General features: G+C 70.9%; 14 protein-coding genes. 6 read left to right on the forward strand and 8 right to left on the reverse strand.

The window, feature by feature from the left end; genetic code table 11:
• Positions 1-45: 45 nt before the first annotated feature.
• From GQQ92_RS11605 to GQQ92_RS16930, 3 genes are all read right to left on the reverse strand, one after another.
• Positions 46-366, reverse strand: a complete 321-nt coding sequence (locus GQQ92_RS11605) for a WhiB family transcriptional regulator (protein WP_156999461.1) — start codon at positions 364-366, stop codon at positions 46-48.
• Positions 367-558: 192 nt separating this feature from the next.
• Positions 559-1,527: a UDP-glucose 4-epimerase GalE gene (gene galE / locus GQQ92_RS11610; RefSeq protein ID WP_156999462.1), complete on the reverse strand. Its 969-nt coding sequence runs from the start codon at positions 1,525-1,527 to the stop codon at positions 559-561.
• A gap of 46 nt (positions 1,528-1,573) precedes the next feature.
• Positions 1,574-1,702 carry a hypothetical protein gene (locus tag GQQ92_RS16930; protein ID WP_269149173.1) on the reverse strand — a complete coding sequence of 43 codons (129 nt, stop codon included), beginning with the start codon at positions 1,700-1,702 and terminating at the stop codon, positions 1,574-1,576.
• Between the two features lie 83 nt (positions 1,703-1,785).
• On the opposite strand from GQQ92_RS16930, the gene GQQ92_RS11615 reads away from it, so the two are divergent.
• Complete coding sequence (locus GQQ92_RS11615; RefSeq protein ID WP_156999463.1) at positions 1,786-2,784, forward strand: GlxA family transcriptional regulator; 999 nt, start codon at positions 1,786-1,788, stop codon at positions 2,782-2,784.
• A 59-nt stretch (positions 2,785-2,843) separates the two neighbouring features.
• Here GQQ92_RS11615 and GQQ92_RS11620 read toward each other — a convergent pair whose 3' ends face one another.
• Complete coding sequence (locus tag GQQ92_RS11620; RefSeq protein ID WP_156999464.1) at positions 2,844-4,226, reverse strand: glycosyltransferase family 2 protein; 1,383 nt, start codon at positions 4,224-4,226, stop codon at positions 2,844-2,846.
• Positions 4,227-4,343: 117 nt separating this feature from the next.
• On the opposite strand from GQQ92_RS11620, the gene GQQ92_RS11625 reads away from it, so the two are divergent.
• Positions 4,344-5,357 carry a polysaccharide pyruvyl transferase family protein gene (locus GQQ92_RS11625; RefSeq protein ID WP_156999465.1) on the forward strand — a complete coding sequence of 338 codons (1,014 nt, stop codon included), beginning with the start codon at positions 4,344-4,346 and terminating at the stop codon, positions 5,355-5,357.
• Here GQQ92_RS11625 and GQQ92_RS11630 read toward each other — a convergent pair.
• Positions 5,275-7,041 (reverse strand): glycosyltransferase, encoded by a 1,767-nt coding sequence (locus GQQ92_RS11630; RefSeq protein WP_197738222.1) that lies wholly within the window; start codon positions 7,039-7,041, stop codon positions 5,275-5,277. The two genes, GQQ92_RS11625 and GQQ92_RS11630, sit on opposite strands and share 83 nt — an antisense overlap.
• Positions 7,042-7,171: 130 nt before the next feature.
• Entirely contained in the window at positions 7,172-8,566 is a 1,395-nt protein-coding gene (locus tag GQQ92_RS11635) for a glycosyltransferase family 2 protein (RefSeq protein ID WP_156999467.1), read from the reverse strand.
• 177 nt (positions 8,567-8,743) lie between these two features.
• Here GQQ92_RS11635 and GQQ92_RS11640 point away from each other — a divergent pair, with 177 nt between their 5' ends.
• Positions 8,744-9,751, forward strand: a complete 1,008-nt coding sequence (locus tag GQQ92_RS11640; protein WP_156999468.1) for a glycosyltransferase — start codon at positions 8,744-8,746, stop codon at positions 9,749-9,751.
• A 42-nt stretch (positions 9,752-9,793) separates the two neighbouring features.
• On the opposite strand, the gene manA is transcribed toward GQQ92_RS11640, so the two are convergent.
• Positions 9,794-11,056, reverse strand: a complete 1,263-nt coding sequence (gene manA / locus GQQ92_RS11645) for a mannose-6-phosphate isomerase, class I (protein WP_156999469.1) — start codon at positions 11,054-11,056, stop codon at positions 9,794-9,796.
• Positions 11,057-11,160: 104 nt separating this feature from the next.
• Here manA and GQQ92_RS11650 point away from each other — a divergent pair, with 104 nt between their 5' ends.
• The gene (locus GQQ92_RS11650) at positions 11,161-12,339 is read left to right on the forward strand and encodes an acyl-CoA dehydrogenase family protein (protein ID WP_156999470.1); all 1,179 of its coding nucleotides are present in this window, start codon (positions 11,161-11,163) and stop codon (positions 12,337-12,339) included.
• Between the two features lie 109 nt (positions 12,340-12,448).
• On the opposite strand, the gene GQQ92_RS11655 is transcribed toward GQQ92_RS11650, so the two are convergent.
• A complete protein-coding gene (locus GQQ92_RS11655) occupies positions 12,449-12,778 on the reverse strand; it encodes a ribbon-helix-helix domain-containing protein (RefSeq protein ID WP_156999471.1) in 330 nt (109 codons plus the stop codon).
• A gap of 198 nt (positions 12,779-12,976) precedes the next feature.
• On the opposite strand from GQQ92_RS11655, the gene GQQ92_RS11660 reads away from it, so the two are divergent.
• Positions 12,977-15,151, forward strand: a complete 2,175-nt coding sequence (locus GQQ92_RS11660; protein WP_197738223.1) for an acyltransferase family protein — start codon at positions 12,977-12,979, stop codon at positions 15,149-15,151.
• 130 nt (positions 15,152-15,281) lie between these two features.
• A complete protein-coding gene (locus GQQ92_RS11665) occupies positions 15,282-16,409 on the forward strand; it encodes an acyltransferase family protein (protein WP_197738224.1) in 1,128 nt (375 codons plus the stop codon).
• The last annotated feature ends 136 nt before the right edge of the window (positions 16,410-16,545 follow it).

A 16,545-nucleotide genomic window follows, 5' to 3' on the forward strand; every position in this document is an offset into this window, starting at 1 on the left:
CGTTCGATCAGGCCATCAGCCTGCCCGCGCGTTCAGATGCTTCGTTCAGACCGCGCGTTTGCGGAGCTTGCGTCGCTCGCGTTCGGACAGTCCGCCCCAGATGCCGAAGCGTTCGTCGTTGCCGAGCGCGTATTCGAGGCATTGCGCCCGAACCTCGCAGCCGGTGCAGATCTTCTTCGCATCACGGGTGGAGCCGCCCTTCTCGGGGAAGAACGCCTCCGGATCGGTCTGTGCGCACAGTGCGTCGCTCTGCCATGCCAGCGGATTGTCGTCGTCGGCCCCCGGACGAACCCCAGGAACGCCGAGCCGAACCGGATCGACGAACCAATCGTCAGGTACTCCAGAACGATATTCAGGATTGCTCATATCGTCTCCCACCCAGTTGTACCGACCACCCGAAGGGTGTGTCTTGACCAATTACACCGGTGTAATTCCCGAGAGTCAAGTCGCGGATCGTAAACCCTCGACCCGCCCTCGAGGCTTCACGACGTGCTCGACACGCCGAGGGTGTTGACGAGTTGTGATCTGAGCGGATGCCTCGACCCGGCCGAACCGGTCTCAGGGGGTCGCGGCGGCCTGCCGTGCACTCCAGGCACTGGAGACCATGTCGGCCAGGCTGTGCCGCATGCGCCAGTCGAGATCGCGCGCGGCGAGTTCGCCCGAGGCCACGATGCGGGCGGGGTCGCCGGCGCGGCGCTCGGCCCGCTCGGGCTCGAACGCGATGCCGGTGCCCGCCGCGACGGCCTGCATGATCTCGCCGACCGAGACGCCGTCGCCGGACCCGAGGTTGTAGACGGGTTCGATGGGCTCCCCCGCGTCGAGGCGCTTCGCGGCGACGACGTGGGCGGCGGCGAGGTCGGCGACGTGGATGTAGTCGCGCACGCAGGTGCCGTCGGGCGTCGGGTAGTCGGTGCCGTAGATGCGCGGGGTGCGGCCGTCGAGCAGCGCGTCGAACACGAGCGGGAACAGGTTGTGCGGGCTCGCGTCGAAGATGTCGGGCGTGCCGGAGCCGACGACGTTGAAGTAGCGCAGGCTCGTGTGGCGCAGGCCCGTGGCCTTCGCCTGGTCGGCGAGCAGCCACTCGCCGATGAGCTTGGACTCGCCGTAGGGCGACTCGGGGTGCTTCGGCGTCGCCTCGGTCACGAGATCGACGTCGGGGGTGCCGTAGACCGCGGCGCTCGACGAGAAGACGATGCGGTCGACGCCCGCGCGCTCCATGGCGGCGAGGAGGGTCGCGGTGCCGGTGACGTTCTGCTGGTAGGTGTGCAGCGGTCGGGTGACCGAGACGCCCGCGTACTTGAAGCCCGCGAGGTGCACGACGCCCTGCACGCCGTATCGCTCGAAGGCGTTCTCGAGCAGCTCGCCGTCGAGGATCGAGCCCTGCACGAAGGGCGTGGCGCCGGACACGAAGCCCTTGCGGCCCGAGGAGAGGTCGTCGAGCACGATCGCGTCGATGCCCTGCTCGGCGAATGCGCGAACGACGTGGGCGCCGATGTATCCGGCGCCTCCGGTGACGAGCCAGCTCATGTCCTGCCTTTCCGGGCCGCAACCCGGTCGGCGGCCTCAGTCGATGCTAACGGGCGGCCTCTCGCATGTTGCGTCGAGGGACCCGGCGGTAGCCGTCGCGGCCGGCGACGACGATCGCGCCCACGGCGGCCGAGACGGCGAGTGCGGAGATGACGAGGATGATGAGAATGGTCATGGCAGAAAGTCTTCCTCTTGCGACATCCTGCCGACACTGGCAGGATTGCCAGTAATCGACCACTTCCTGCCAAGGAGATCCTCGTGCTCACCTCCGTCGCGTGCATCGCACTCCCCCAGATGGCCCCGTTCGAGTTCGGCGTGCTCTGCGAGGTGTTCGGCATCGACCGCTCGGCGCAGGGCGGGCCGACCTTCGACTTCCACGTCGTCGCGGCCGATCCCGGCCCCATCTCGACGAAACTCGGGTTCGACGTCGTCGTGCACGAGGACCTCGACTTCGCCGACCGGGCAGACCTCGTCGCCGTGCCCGCGTCGATCATCGGGTCCGAGCCCGACCCGCGCGTGCTCGACGTGATCCGCCGCGCCGTCGACCGCGGCGCCTGGGTGCTCTCGGTCTGCTCGGGCGCGTTCACCCTCGGCCATGCCGGCGTCCTCGCGGGGCGCAGGGCGACCACGCACTGGATGTACACCGACCAGATGGCCGAGATGTTCCCCGACACCGTCGTCGACCCCGACGTGCTCTTCGTGCAGGACGGGCGCGTCGTGACGGGCGCGGGCACGGCCGCCGGCATCGACGCCGCACTGCACATCGTGCGCACCGAGCTCGGCGCCGCCGCGGCGAACATCATCGCGCGCCGCATGGTCGTGCCGCCGCAGCGCGACGGCGGGCAGTCGCAGTTCATCCAGACGCCGGTGCCCGAGTGCCGCAGCGACTCCTTCGCGACCGTCACCGCGTGGATGCTCGAACACCTCGACGAAGACCTCACGGTCGACCTGCTCGCACGCAAGGCGCTCATGTCGCCGCGCACGTTCGCCCGTCGCTTCCGCGCCGAGACCGGCACGACGCCGAACGCCTGGCTCAACCGCCAACGCCTGCTCCGCGCGCAGCAGCTGCTCGAGGAGACCTCGCTCTCCCTCGAGGAGATCGCGCGCGAGACCGGCTTCGGTGCGGCCGCGGTCATGCGCCACCACTTCGTCAAGGTGCTGCAGACCACGCCCACCGCCTATCGGCGCCTCTTCGGCGTCCGCGGCGAGTCGATGGGCGAGCCGGTGCGCGAACTGGTCGGCCAGGCGGCGAGCTGAGGCGCGCCGGGCAGGGCCGCGGCGTGCCGGGCCCGCTCGCCACGCTTCGCGTCGCGGCCTCACACGGAGGCGGGCGCCGCCTCGGTCTCGGATGCCGCGGCGTCGAGCATCTGCTCGAGCTCGCGGGTCACGGGCCCGGGCACCCGCGCGGGCGGGGACTGCAGCACCTCGCAGGTCTCGAGCAGGCCCGCTTCACGCAGGAACCGGAGGTCGCGCGGCGAGGCCTCGAAGCACTCGACGGGCACGCCGGCCGCGGCGTCGTCCCAGAACGGCAGCCGCACATGCACCCGGCCGCCGATCGAGACCGGCCGGTGCCGAAGCAGGTCGAGCCCGCCGCGCTGGATGAAGGCCTCGGCGGACGCCCGGTCATCGCTCATGACGAGGTGGAACAGCACCTTCATCGCGGAGGGCACGAGCCGCCGGATCTCGGCCTCGTCCGTCGCCGGCACGAACGCCGCGAGTCCGTCGCGCAGGACTCCGTACGCCTCGTCGCCCATGTCGGGCAACCGCCCGGCGGCGATGCCGAGGTCGTTCTCGAGGAACTGCACGCGGCGATGACGGGCCAGCGCGGGCGACCCCTCGGCCGCCAGCACGGCGAGCGCGGCGTTGCTCGTGCGGAAGCGATCGGCGATCTGCGCCGGTGACACGAGCTGCTGGGTCATCGAGGAGCCGTCGGAGCGCACCCGCCATGACACGACCGGCCGGCGCATGACGTCGAACGCCGAGGCCGCCGCGTAGGCCCTCGCGCTCACGATCTGGTCGTTGAAGTGTCCGCCCTCGGGAAAGGCCAGCTGCTCGGCGTCCCAGAAGGAGCGCCGGTAGAGCTTGCTCCACTGCACCGCGTTGACGAGCATCGCGGGCGAACGTTCGGCGGTGGTCGCGTCGTGGTCGATCGCGTGCGCATCGCCGATCCAGAACGCGGCGGGAGTGCGCACCCCGTCGGCGAGGCGGTCGTAGGAGCCGGCGATGAAGTCCGATCCGGATGCCGCGAGCCGGCGATGCAGGTCGCGGTAGGCGTGCTCGAGCAGCACGTCGTCGCCGTCGAGGAACGCGAGGAACTCGGCATCCGTCTGCGCGAGGGCGAGGTTGCGCGCCGCGTTGGGATCGTGCGAGACCGTGCTCAGCAGTCGCACGCGGCTGTCGCGCTCGACCCAGCGCTGCACGCGGCGGGCCGTGTCGTCGGCCGAGTCGTCGTCGACGACGACGAGGTTCACGCGCCAGTGGCTCTGCGAGAGCACCGAGCGGATGCTCTCGTCGACGTAGTCGGCGACATCCCGCACGGGCATGACGACGTCGATCCATCCGACGCGGCGTTCCCGGTGCGGCACGCGCGCCGCGAGGAGGCGGGCCCGCCGCATCCGCAGGCGGTTCGCGACCGCGCGAGCGGGCCGCAGGCCGATTCGTGCGGCGCGGCGCGGGAGCCGTCTGAACCGTTCGGTCATCGCATTCACGCGGGGAACGTACAACGCGAAGGTGTCCGGTTCGGGACGTCTGCTGTCCGCCGGGTGAACAACGGGTGCGAGCCTGTTCACCGCCTCGCGGGCCCATAGTCTGGCGGGGTGCCGAGCGATCTCTTCGAGGACGTCTCCGGGGTCGGATGCCTTCGTTGGAATCCCGATCGCGACGGTCGTCGCGTCTCGAACTTCGGCGACCTCCTCGGCCCCCGCATCGTCGAGGCCCTCGTGCGACGGCGACCCGCGGCCGCCGATCCGGCTCCGGCATTCCGGGGGCGCCTGCTCACGGTCGGCTCCGTCCTGCACTTCGCGACGGCGGGCGACGTCGTCTGGGGCTCGGGCCTCAACGGCAAGGTGGCGACCGAACTCCCGGCCGTGCTCGACGTCCGCGCGCTCCGCGGTCCGTTCACCCGCTGCGCCGTGCTCGCCGCCGGGCTCGATGCGCCCGCCGTCCACGGCGATCCCGCGCTCCTGGCCGCCGAACTCTGGCCGGAGCTGCGACCCGCGTCGGGCGGGCCCGACCGCGGCCCGATCGCCGTGCCGAACCTGCACGAGATCGAACGGTTCGACGAGGCGGTGCGGGTGTCGCCCATCGGGGATCCGTTCGAGGTGATGCGCGAGATCGCCGGCGCCGAGTTCGTGACCGGTTCGTCGCTGCACGGCGTGATCCTGGCCGACGCCTTCGGCATCCCGTCCCGCCCGGTGCGCTCCGAGGTGGAGCACCCGTTCAAGTACGTCGACTACTACGCCTCCACCGGCCGCTACAACGTGGAGTTCGCCTCGTCGTTCGAGCACGCCCTCGAACTCGGACCGGTCCCGGTGCCCGAGATCGACCTCGACGCGCTCGTTCGCGCCTTCCCGGCAGACCTCTGGACGCACGACGGGCAGCCGGCCCCCGAGTCCTCGCCCGCCGGCGGCCGAGGCGGCCCGGACGAGGCCGGCGAAGCGCTCGGGCGCCTCCGGGAACGCATCGGCGGCCGCCCGACGCCCGAGGAGTCCGTCTCGCTCGCCCTGCTCGAGGAGCGGCTGCGCGAGGCTAGCGCACGGCCGCCGGCCGGGCCGCTCGCCGAGGCGCGACCGCCTGCCACGCCCGAGCGGCCCGGGTACGCAGGGCCTTGAGGATCCGCGGCACGAACCGCCCGCGATCCCGGATGACGAGAAGCCCGTCCGGTGTGCGCCGGACGTAGAACCGATCGAAGCGCCGTGATCGCGGTGCGTCGTGGAGCCGGGCGGCGACGTCGAGGCCGTCGGGCCCGCTCCGCCGCAGCACGAGCGCGAGTTCCACGCCGCTCCGGACCAGATCGCCGTCGGGCAGGGGGATCGAGCTGCCGCGGTCGTCGTTCCCGATCGGCACCTCGATGCGGACGCCGGATGCCGCGACCCAGACGGCCGTGCGCTCGACCACGTTGCCCGGGATGGGCCCGAGGTCGATCGCCCGGCGACGGGCCGACCACCGGGCGTCTCGGAACTCGACGGGGTCGGCGGCGCCGAACCGGATCCGGGCGAGGGCCGCCCGGTCGCCGCGCTCGACAGCACGCAGGACCGCGTCGCTCTGATGCCGGCGCTGGAGCAGCACCACGTGGTCGAGCTCGGGCAGCGCACGGAGGAACGCCGTCGCAGCGCGGAGGTCGTCCTCGTCGAACAGGGGCCGGTCGAGGTCGAACACCGGGTCGACGAGGTTGTGCTTCGCGAGCCCCGGCGCGAGCACGGCGAAGTCCGCCTCGCCCACGAGGTCGCGCACGGCGGCGACGTTCGCGGCGTCGAGATGCTGCGTCCGGGCCGTTCCGCCGACGAGCGAGGCGAGCGCGTGGGCGCCTCGCGCCATCATCAGGTAGGTCGCGCGCTTGGAGGCGGGGAGCGTCTCGACGACCGCGGTCGGCGCGCTCCGGAGGAATCGCGCACACGTCGAGGCCAGGGTGTCCGCGATCGCGCCCGCCGGCAGGTCCGCCCATTTCGCCGCCCTCGTCCAGGCCTCGTCCCGGAGGAGGCGCTGGTAGAAGACCGAGGACAACGAGGCATCCGCGACCTCGTCGATCAGCTGCGCGCACGCCTCGATCTGCGTCATCCAGTCGTTCATGGCGGCATCGCCGAAGTGCCCGGAGGTCGTGACGGAGCCGGGCCGGCGACGGTGGACGTAGACGGTCGCCGCGAGCACGTCGACGGCCTCGGCGGCGATGAGGGTCCTCGCGCAGAACACCAGGTCCTCGCAGGTCGTGCCCTCGGGGAACTCGATCGCGTGGTCGCGGAGGAACCCGGCCCGGTACGCCTTGTTCCACACCGTGTGGTCGAAGATCAGCTCGGGCCTGTGCACGAGGTCGACCCCGGTCTCGGGCCTGGCGTGCGCGCCGCCCTTCATGGTCCAGTACGGCCAGGTGCCGCTCTGGCCGCCGCCGGTCTGGAGCGCGGCGCCGGTCACGAGATCCGAGCCCGTGGCCGAGAGCGACCCGATGAGACGTTCGAGCGCATCGGGCGGGACGATGTCGTCGGAGTCGAAGAAGGCGAGGTACTCCGCCCGGGCCTTGCGCATGCCCAGGTTCCTGGCGCGGCCGGCGCCGCCGTTCGCGGTCTCGACGACCACGATGCGCGGATCGGCCGACGCCGCCGCCCGCGCGATGTCGCCGGAGCCGTCCACCGGACCGTCGAGGACGAGGATCGCCTCCCAGCGGTCGAGCGTCTGCTCCTGGAGCGAACCGATGAGGGCCGGGAGCCACTCCTCGGAATCGAAGACGGGGACGACCACCGACACGACCGGGGCATCCGGGCTCGTGGTGGTCTTCGCGATGGGGTTCAGAACCGGCTCCATTCGTGATCGCCCGCGCGTCGGAACCGACACGGACGGGATGCCGGGCACCCTTCGCCCGGGACGAGCCCACATGGTAGCCGTGCCGGGTGACGTGGCGGTGCCGCGCGGGGCCCGTCAGGAGTCCGGCGGGTTAACGGCGTCCGACGAGTCGGAGAACGCTTCCGGCCGACCGCCGCGAGAACCGGTATCCACGATCGGCGAGGGAGAGGTTCCTGCGAGCGCGGCGCCCGCTGAGCGCGACGATCGCGATGCGCGACCGCTCCTGCAGGGTGAGCCCGAGCGCGGACGCCTCCGAGCCGCGGATGTCCCGGAGCTGCCTCGACGCGGCCAGCGCCTCCGCGTCGCCCACCGTCGCGACGCGTTCGGACCCGAGCGATTCCAGCGGCCCCTCCCGGATGATGCGCACGAGCAGTTCGGACGGCGCCGCGACGGCGCGGAATCCGTCGACGACGGCGGCGAGGCCCACGGCCTCGAGCTCCGTCCGCAGTCGCGGAGCGTCGCCGAGGGCGGCGACGACGCCGGCCACCCGCCAGTCGCCGGCGGCGGCGAAGCGGTATGCGGTCGCCTTCGTCTCGGAGACGGCGGCGAGTGCCCGCTCCGGGGCGCCGGCGAGGAGTTCCGCGACGAGTCCGCGCGCCGCATCGAACCGGGCATCCTCGCGCGCGCCGGCCGCCATGATCGCCCGCCCATGGGCCCAGATGTCGTGCTCGAGGATGCCGCGATAGTACCCCTCGAGCACCGTGGCATCGTCGAGCTCGCGGATGGCGTGCATGCAGGCGAGCTCCTGCGTGAAGTGCTGCTCGAGCGAGTCCGGCTGCAGCTTCGCGGCGGTCATCGAGGTCGCTCCGACGCGCCTGCGGTACGCGTAGACCGGCGACTCGATCACGTCGAACGAGAACGCGCAGTAGCACCGCACCATGGCGTGGATGTCGTTCGAGCGGCGGGACTCGGCGAAGGCGATGCCGTGCGCGTTCCATGCCGGACGGCGCACGATGCGGTTCCAGCACACCCGGTCCCGGAGGAAGCGCGGTTCGTCGGCGATCGTGATGCCGACGCGCGTGCCGCCGTAGATCGGGAGGCTCTGGTTGCGCGTGGTGGTCCGCTGCGGCTCGAGCACCAGGTGGTTTCCGATCACCATCTCAGCGCCGGTGCTGCGGGCCTGGGCCACGAGCCGGGCGTACGCGTCGGCCGGCACGATGTCGTCGCCGTCGGCGAACGCGAGGTACTCCCCCGCGGCCAGGGCGACGCCCAGGTTGCGGGCCGCGGCGCCTCCGCGGGCCGTGTTCGGAACGAGCCGCACGCGCGAGTCGGCTTCGGCGAACGCCGAGACGATCTCCCGGGTCCGGTCGGTCGATCCATCGTCGACGACGATGACCTCGAGCTCGGCGAGCGTCTGGTTCAGGATCGACCAGAGCGTCTCGCTGATCCAGTCCTCGACGTCGCGCGTCGGGACGATCACGGACACGGCCGGCGCGGTCGTCGGCGCCTCGACGGCGAGGACGGCACTCGGCAACTGATCGTTCACTTTCGACTCCTACACTCGGCGGGCCAACATCATCGCATCTCGAAATGAGCCGTCGTGTCCCTGCCGAACACCGCCGCAGTGCTGCCCCACCGTCCCGCGCCGGCCCCCGTCGCGGCATCGACGCGACACCCTCGAGTGTTCGTTTTCCCTGATTGGGGCGGAAATCCGTTCCTCAACATGCTGAAGCTCCAGCCGCTTGCGCGCGGATATCGCGTCGAGGGCTCCACCGATTACGCCGAGGCCGTCGCGGTGCTCGGCTCCCCCGACGGGCCCGACGTCTTCCATCTGCACTGGCCCAGCCCGATCACCGAACGAGCCGCGAATTCCGGCGACGCGGAGGGGCGAACGGCCCGATTCATGGATGCGATCCGCTCGTTCCGGGCGCGAGGGGGGCGCCTCGTGTGGACCGTGCACAATGTTCTCCCGCACGACACGAAGTATTCATCCACGGCGACCCGGCTGCACGCCGATCTCGCCGCTGCCGCCGACGAGGTGCACGTGCTGACGGATGCCACGGCCGCAGCGGTCGCCGCGACCTACGCGCTCGACGAGGACCGCATCACCGTCATCCCGCACTCGAGCTACCACGGCATCTACGGCGCCCGGCTGCCGCGCGCCGAGGCCGCGGAGGCGGTCGGCGCCGACGGCGATGCGACGACCGTGCTCTTCTTCGGACAGGTGCGGCCGTACAAGGGGGTCGAACACCTCATCGCGGGCCTCGCGCTCGCCGACCCCGAGGGCGCCCGGTTCCAGCTCCTCCTCGCGGGCAACCCGGCGCCCGCGATGCGAGGCACGCTCGACGAGCTCGAACGATCGGCGACCCCGGTCGCGAAGGCGCTGAGGTTCATCGAGGACGACGAGGTGGCGAGCTGGTTCTCAGCGGCCGACGTGACCGTGCTCCCCTATCAGAACGTGCTCAATTCGGGCACGATGCACCTGTCGGCGACCTTCGGAGTGCCGTGCATCCTTCCCGGCGTGCACGCGCTGACCTCGCCCTACGGCGACCAGCCCTGGGTGCGCTTCTTCGACGTCGCGCGCCCGGCCGAGTCCATCGCGGAGCTGCTCGCCGACGGCTGGTACCTCGAGCCGTCGGCACGCGAGTCCGCGCTGGCCTACGCGCGGGAGCGCCTCCCGGCGGCCATGTCGCTCGCGTACGCCGAACTGCTCGATCGCGTCACCGGCTGAACTCGGCGCGCGCGGGACTCGGCGCGCGGCGCACGGGACGCCTCAGCGCCCGGTCGTCGCGACCCAGGCGATGCCCTCGCCGGTCACCACGATCCGCTCCTCGTCGGGCGTGATGTAGAGCGCTTCGCCTCGGGCGACGGATGCCTCGCCCGAGGCTCCGCGCACCGTGACGCCGTGCCGCTCGGCGATGATGATCGCCGGCCCGTCGAGCTCGATCCCGGCTGATCCGAAGCGGGCGCCCGCGGCATCCGATGCCGATGGGGGCTCGACCCGGTAGAGCACGAAGTCGGGCACGTCGGGCCGGAACACCTCGACGCCGGCGCCGACCTGCTCGGGCGCGAGGCGCGGCGGCGCGATGGGCGTGAAGTCGAGCACCTCGAGCAGTTCGTCGACGTCGATGTGCTTGGGCGTGAGGCCGCCGCGCAGCACGTTGTCGCTCGCGGCCATGAGCTCGATGCCGAGCCCGTCGAGATAGGCGTGGATGTTGCCGGCCGCGAGGTACAGCGCCTCCCCGCGCACGAGCCGCACGCGGTTCAGCAGCAGCGAGATGACGATGCCGGGATCACCGGGGTACGCCTCGGCGAGCGCGCCAACCGTCTCGAACGAGCGCGCGTAGGGCGACTCGAGCGCGGCGGCCGCCGGCGCGAGCGCCGTGACCCGCTCGACCACCCACGCGACCTCTCCGGTGTCGCCGCCGCGTCCGTCGCGCAGGAGCCACTCGACGGTGTCGCGCAGCGGCTGCTGCGAGACGAGGCGCGCCTCGAGCAGGTCGAGCGCGACCGGCTGGGGGTCGGCCGTGGCGGCATCCGCTGCCCGAAGGGTGCGCAGCACCCCCGCGACCTCGTCGAGCGGCCGGAATCCCGAGAGCGCGTCGAACGTCTCGCTCACGGCCACGATCAGCTCGGGCTTGTGGAACCCGTCCTTGTAGTTTCGGTCGTACGCCGTGATCTCGGGCCCGTCGGCCTCTTCGCGCGCGAACCCGGCACGCGCCTGCTCGGGCGTCGGATGCGCCTGCAGCGAGAGCGGCTCGGCCGCTGCGAGCACCTTCAGCAGGAACGGGAGTCGCGCGCCCCTCGCGGCGAGATCGGGGCCGAGGGCCGTCTCGGGGTCGGCGGCGATCCACGCGGCGAGGTCGTCGTGCCCGACGGATGCCGCGTCGACGATGCGCGCCGGCGAGCCCGCGTGCGCGCCGAGCCAGAGCTCCGCCTCGGGACCGCCCGACGGGGCGACGCCGCGGAAGCCCGCGATGGCCGAGGTCGAGCCCCACGCGTAGTCGCGCGGGGTGTTGCCGATCGACACAAACATTCCTGAGGGCCCCTTCCGAGATTTCCCTCAAAGCTACCAACGGCCTGAGCCCGCTCGGATCGCGGACGTAGGCTCGGGGCATCCGACGACGTATTGGAGATGTCATGACCTTCGAGCCGCTCGCGAGCGACTTCTACTCGTACGAATCCCTCCTCACCGAGCGCGAGAAGCAGGCCATCGCCGAGCTGCGCGCGTGGCTCGAGGCCGACGTGAAGCCCATCGTGGGCGACTACTGGGAGCGCGCCGAGTTCCCGATGCAGGTCGTGAAGCCCCTCGCCGAGCACGGCGTCCTCTCCTACGGGTGGGACGAGACGAAGCCGTTCGAGAACTCGGCCGTGTTCCGCGGCTTCGTCGCGATGGAACTCGCCCGCGTCGACGCATCCGTCGCCACGTTCGTCGGCGTGCAGAACGGCCTCGCGACCGGCAGCATCAGCGTGTGCGGCTCGAAGGAGCAGCGCGAGGAGTGGATCCCGAAGCTCGCGAGCGGCGAGGTGCTCGGCGCCTTCGGCCTCACCGAGCCGCTGTCGGGCTCCGACTCCGCGCAGGGGCTGCGCACGACCGCGAAGCGCGACGGCGACAGCTGGACGCTGAACGGCGCGAAGCGCTGGATCGGCAACGCCACCTTCAGCGACATCACGATCATCTGGGCGAAGGACGTCGACGACAACCAGGTGAAGGGCTTCATCGTGCCCACCTCGACGCCCGGCTACACGGCCACGAAGATCCAGGGCAAGATCAGCCTGCGCGCCGTGCAGAACGCCGACATCACCCTCGAGGACGTCGTCGTGTCCGAGTCGCTGCGCCTGCAGAACGCCAATTCGTTCCGCGACACCGCGAGCGTGCTGCGCCTGACCCGCGCCGAGGTCGCCTGGGCCGCGGTCGGCACCGCGATCGGCGCCTACGAGGCCGCCGTGAAGTACGCCGGCGAGCGCGTGCAGTTCGGCAAGACCATCGGCTCGCACCAGCTCGTGCAGGACCTGCTCGTGAAGAGCCTCGGCAACATCACGGCCTCGCTCGGCATGGTCGTGCGCGTGTCCGAGATGCTCGACCGCGGCGAGCAGCGCGACGAGCACTCCGCCCTCGCGAAGGCCTACACGACCGCCCGCATGCGCGAGACCGTCGCGTGGGCGCGCGAGGCGTGCGGCGGCAACGGCATCACGCTCGAGTACGACGTGGCCCGCTTCTTCGCCGACGCCGAGGCGCTCTACTCGTACGAGGGCACGCGCGAGATGAACACCCTCATCGTGGGCCGCAAGATCACGGGCAGCGCCGCGTTCGTGTGACGCGCGTGGGCCGCGCCGGTTGCGCGACCTGAACCACGAGACCGACCGGATGCCTCGGGCGAGACCTTTCGCCCGAGGCATCCTCGTCTGTTCGCCTGCCATTGCTGAACTACGGTGTGGTCTCGGCGGTCTTGCGAAACCACTCCTCGAGCGCCTCGCGAGCGACCTTCGACACGCTGCTGTGCCGCTCTTCGGCAGTCGCCTCGATGACGTCGTACAACTCATCGGGTACACGCAACGTGAGCCGGCGGGAGTGCGTTCCATCACCGTTGAGCGATTTGCCGCCCGGGATGAGATTCGCGCGGCGCACGTCTTCGACGATCGCCTCGACACGGCCCTCGCTGAGCGCCTGGCCGTGGTAGATCACATCCTCGGTCTCGACATCGACGAACTCGGTGCCGGGGGTGACACGAAACTCGCGCCGAGCCTTCGTGTTCATCGGTTCCTCCTGTTGCGTTCGCGCCGAGGCGCGCTACCCGAATCCGATCCATTTTCGAGTATGTCTGACATCACCGACGATACTCCGGCGGGAGGCGAGTGCGCCTGCGCGGCGTGGGCTGAACCACGAGACCGAGCGGATGCCGCGAGCGACCGTTGTTCGCCTGCCGTTCACCGGCCGTGGGTACGCTCGCGCCCCGTGACCGCACCGACCGCTTCGATGGCCTCGAGTCCGTCGACGACCTCGGGGGCGGATGCCGCGGGGCGGCGCAGCTCGCCGAATGAAGCCCTCCCCGCGCCCGCGTCGACGAAGCGACTCGAGATCGAGGGCCTGCGCACGGTGGCCGCGCTGCTCGTCGCGGCGTACCACATCTGGTTCGGCAAGGTCTCGGGCGGGGTCGACGTCTTCTTCGTGATCACGGGGTTCCTGATCACGCTCACCCTCGTGGGGCATGTGCGTCGCGAGGGGCGCATCCGCCCGCTGCAGTACCTCGGGCGCCTGGCGCGGCGCGTGTGGCCGATGGCCGCGGTCGTGCTCGTCGCCGCGCTGGCGATCACGGTCACGCTCGCCCCCGAGGTGCTGCGGGCGCGCAACTTCACCGAGATCCTCGCGTCGGCGCTGTACGTCGAGAACGAGTTGCTCGCGGTCAGCGCGGTCGACTACCTCAACGCCGAAGATCCGCACACGGTCGTGCAGCACTTCTGGGCGATGAGCCTGCAGGGCTGGTTCTACGTGATCTGGTTGCTCGTCGCGCTCGGCGCCCTCTGGGTCGCCCTGCGCCCGCGCCGCACACGCCGCCCGCGCCGATCCGACCCCGCGCGCGCCGCCGCCGACCCCACCGCCCGCTTCCGCCGCATGTTCGCCGCCGCGATCGCGCTCGTCGCCGCGGCATCCTTCGTCTGGTCGCTCTGGCAGACCTCGGTCGCCCAGCCCACCGCGTACTTCAGCACGAGCACCCGCCTGTGGGAGTTCGGCGTGGGTGCGCTCATCGCGCTCGCGGGCACGCGCCTGGTGCTGCGCGGCACGGCGGCGGCGATCGCCTCGTGGGTGGGACTCGTCGGGCTCGTCGTCTGCGGCATGCTGCTGCCCGTCTCGAGCAGCTTTCCGGGCGTCGCGGCACTGTGGCCGGTGAGTTGCGCGGCCCTGCTGCTCGTCGCGACCCGGCAGAACGAGCGCCCGTGGGCGGCGACCCGCCTGCTCGCGAGCCGCCCGCTGGTCTGGCTGGGCGGCGTCGCGTTCGGCATCTACCTCTGGCACTGGCCGCTCCTGGTGTCGTACCGCTACCTGTTCGGGCAGCATGCGACGCCGAACCTCTGGCAGGGCTCGCTGATCATCGCCCTCGCGATCGGGCTCGCGGTGCTCGGCAACCGGCTCGTCGAGCGTCAGGTCTCGGCCTCCTGGCCCGTGCCCGCACGACGCCCTCTGATCACGATGCTCCTCGTCGGCGCGTGGGTCGCCGTCGTCGCGGCCGCCGGGCTCGGCATCGCCGCGGGCACGGCCGCCGCATCCCAGCTCGACCGCGACGCGGCATCCGCTCAAGCCACGGCCGGAAGCTGCTTCGGTGCCGGCGCCCTCGGCCGCGACGCGGAATGCGCCGAGGTGCTCGCCGACCAGCCGCTGGTGCCGGACCGCGCGGCACTGCTCGACGACACGGGCGACGCCTACGACTGCTACACCCAGCCGGACGCCACCGACCTCACGACCTGCACCTCGGGCGACGGGCCGACCCGCATCGCCCTCATCGGCAACTCCCACGCCGCGATGTACCGGTCGCTCTTCGACGCCGAGGCGGGCGAAGCGGGCTGGACGGTCACGACCATGGTCGGCAACGGCTGCGTCTGGGGCGCCCAGACCTCCAGTGACGCGGATGTCTCGGACCGATGCCGCGGGCGGCTCGAGCAGACCGAGCACCTGCTGTTCGACGCCGAGCCCTTCGACCTCGTCGTGTACGCCGGCGGACGGGGCGCCATCGACGTGCCCGCCGAACCCGCCCGCATCGCCGAGAACTGGGGGCGCCTGACCGACGCCGGCAGCCGCATCATCGTCATCGAGGACAACCCGCGCATCGGCGACGCCGGCGCCACCTGCGTGATCGAATCGTCAGAGGCCGACCTGCGTGCCGGCGCATGCGACGTGCCCGAAGCGGATGCCACGACCCCCGCCGACCGTTACGCCGACGCCGCACGCCTCATCGGCGCACCCGTCGTGCCGACGCTCGACCTCTACTGCGTCGACAACCACTGCCCCGCCGTGGCCGGCTCGGTCATCGTCTACCGCGACCAGCACCACGCGACCGCGACCTACCTGCGCTCGACCGCGCCCGAGTTCTTCGAGCGCTTCGGCGCGGCCGTCTCAGGGTCGGCGCGCGGATGACGCGCGACGGCCTCGATTCGTGGCCCGCCACAGCCGCGCCTGGTGTCGGCGAACTCTCCGCGCTGCGTGAACGATCGCCGCAACGATTCGCTCGTCAAGGGGCTGCTCTGCCGTCACGTATTCTTTCTCGGTGACTTCCGCCCCCACGACCGCCCCGAGCATCCGCGACCTGCCACCGGACCCGCAACCCGGCGCACCGCGGTTCGCGGCACTCGATGCGTTGCGCTTCTTCGCCGCCGCCGCAGTGGTGCTGCACCACTTCACGGCCCGAGCGAATCCCTCGTGGGGAATCCCGGTCAACGAGGCATTCCCCACGTTCCATACGTATACGGCCTGGGGCGCGTTCGGCGTCGACCTGTTCTTCGTCATCTCCGGTTTCGTCATTCTGATGACTTCGTGGGGTCGAGACGTCCCCGCTTTCGTGTCTTCCCGCGTGAGTCGACTGTTCCCGGCGTTCTGGGTCTGCGTGCTGCTCTCGGGATTCTTGCTGGTCGTGCTCTGGCCTGAGGGCAAGCCTATGACGCTCACGCAGGTCGCCGCGAACCTCACGATGATGCATCCCGCCATCGGAATGGGCCATGTCGATGGCGTGTATTGGACGCTGTGGGCGGAGCTTCGCTTCTACGTACTCATTGCCGTCTTCATGGCGATCGGTATGACGCGAGCGCGAATTCTCGCATTTGCACTTCTCTGGCCGCCGGTCGCGGCCATCGCCGATCGATCGGGCGCAGACTTCCTCGCCACCGTACTCATCTCCGACTACGCGCCCCTCTTCGCTGGCGGAATGATGCTGTTCCTGGTCCTCCGTGAACCGAGATCACTCGTTCCGTGGTTGGTTCTCGGCTCGAACGTGCTCCTCGGCATGGCTTGGAGCGGCGGCCACAGCGCTTGGCGCATTGAACAGACGACATCGGTGCCGATCGGCCAGACCTCGGCGAGCATCGCGATCGTGGTCTGCTTCGCACTCGTGGCGGTCGCGGTGCTCACGCCGTTGAAGCGGATCTCGTGGAGGTGGATGACCACGCTCGGCGCGCTGACCTATCCCCTGTATCTCATTCATGAGTACTGGGGCTGGTGGTTCATCCGGAACGTGCATGCGTACGTTCCGAGCTATGTCGCCTTGGGAATCGCCATCGCTGCCGTGCTTCTCATGGCCTGGCTGATCAACCGATTCGTCGAGCGCCCGTTCGCCCGGCCGCTGCGACGCGCGGTCGAACGTTCATTGCGATCAACTGCATCGCCCTTGACGAATCCCTAGCCAGACACCGACTCGCCATGCGGTCAACAGCATCCCGCTCACACACCGGCATTCTGGGCACACACTGCAGCGATAATTGATCGTCTACTTCGAGGCACCTCGGCCGTACCGTGAGACTGCACGGAGCAGTCTCGCG

The organism is Agromyces terreus, from assembly GCF_009749465.1.
GTDB classification, from domain to species: domain Bacteria; phylum Actinomycetota; class Actinomycetes; order Actinomycetales; family Microbacteriaceae; genus Agromyces; species Agromyces terreus.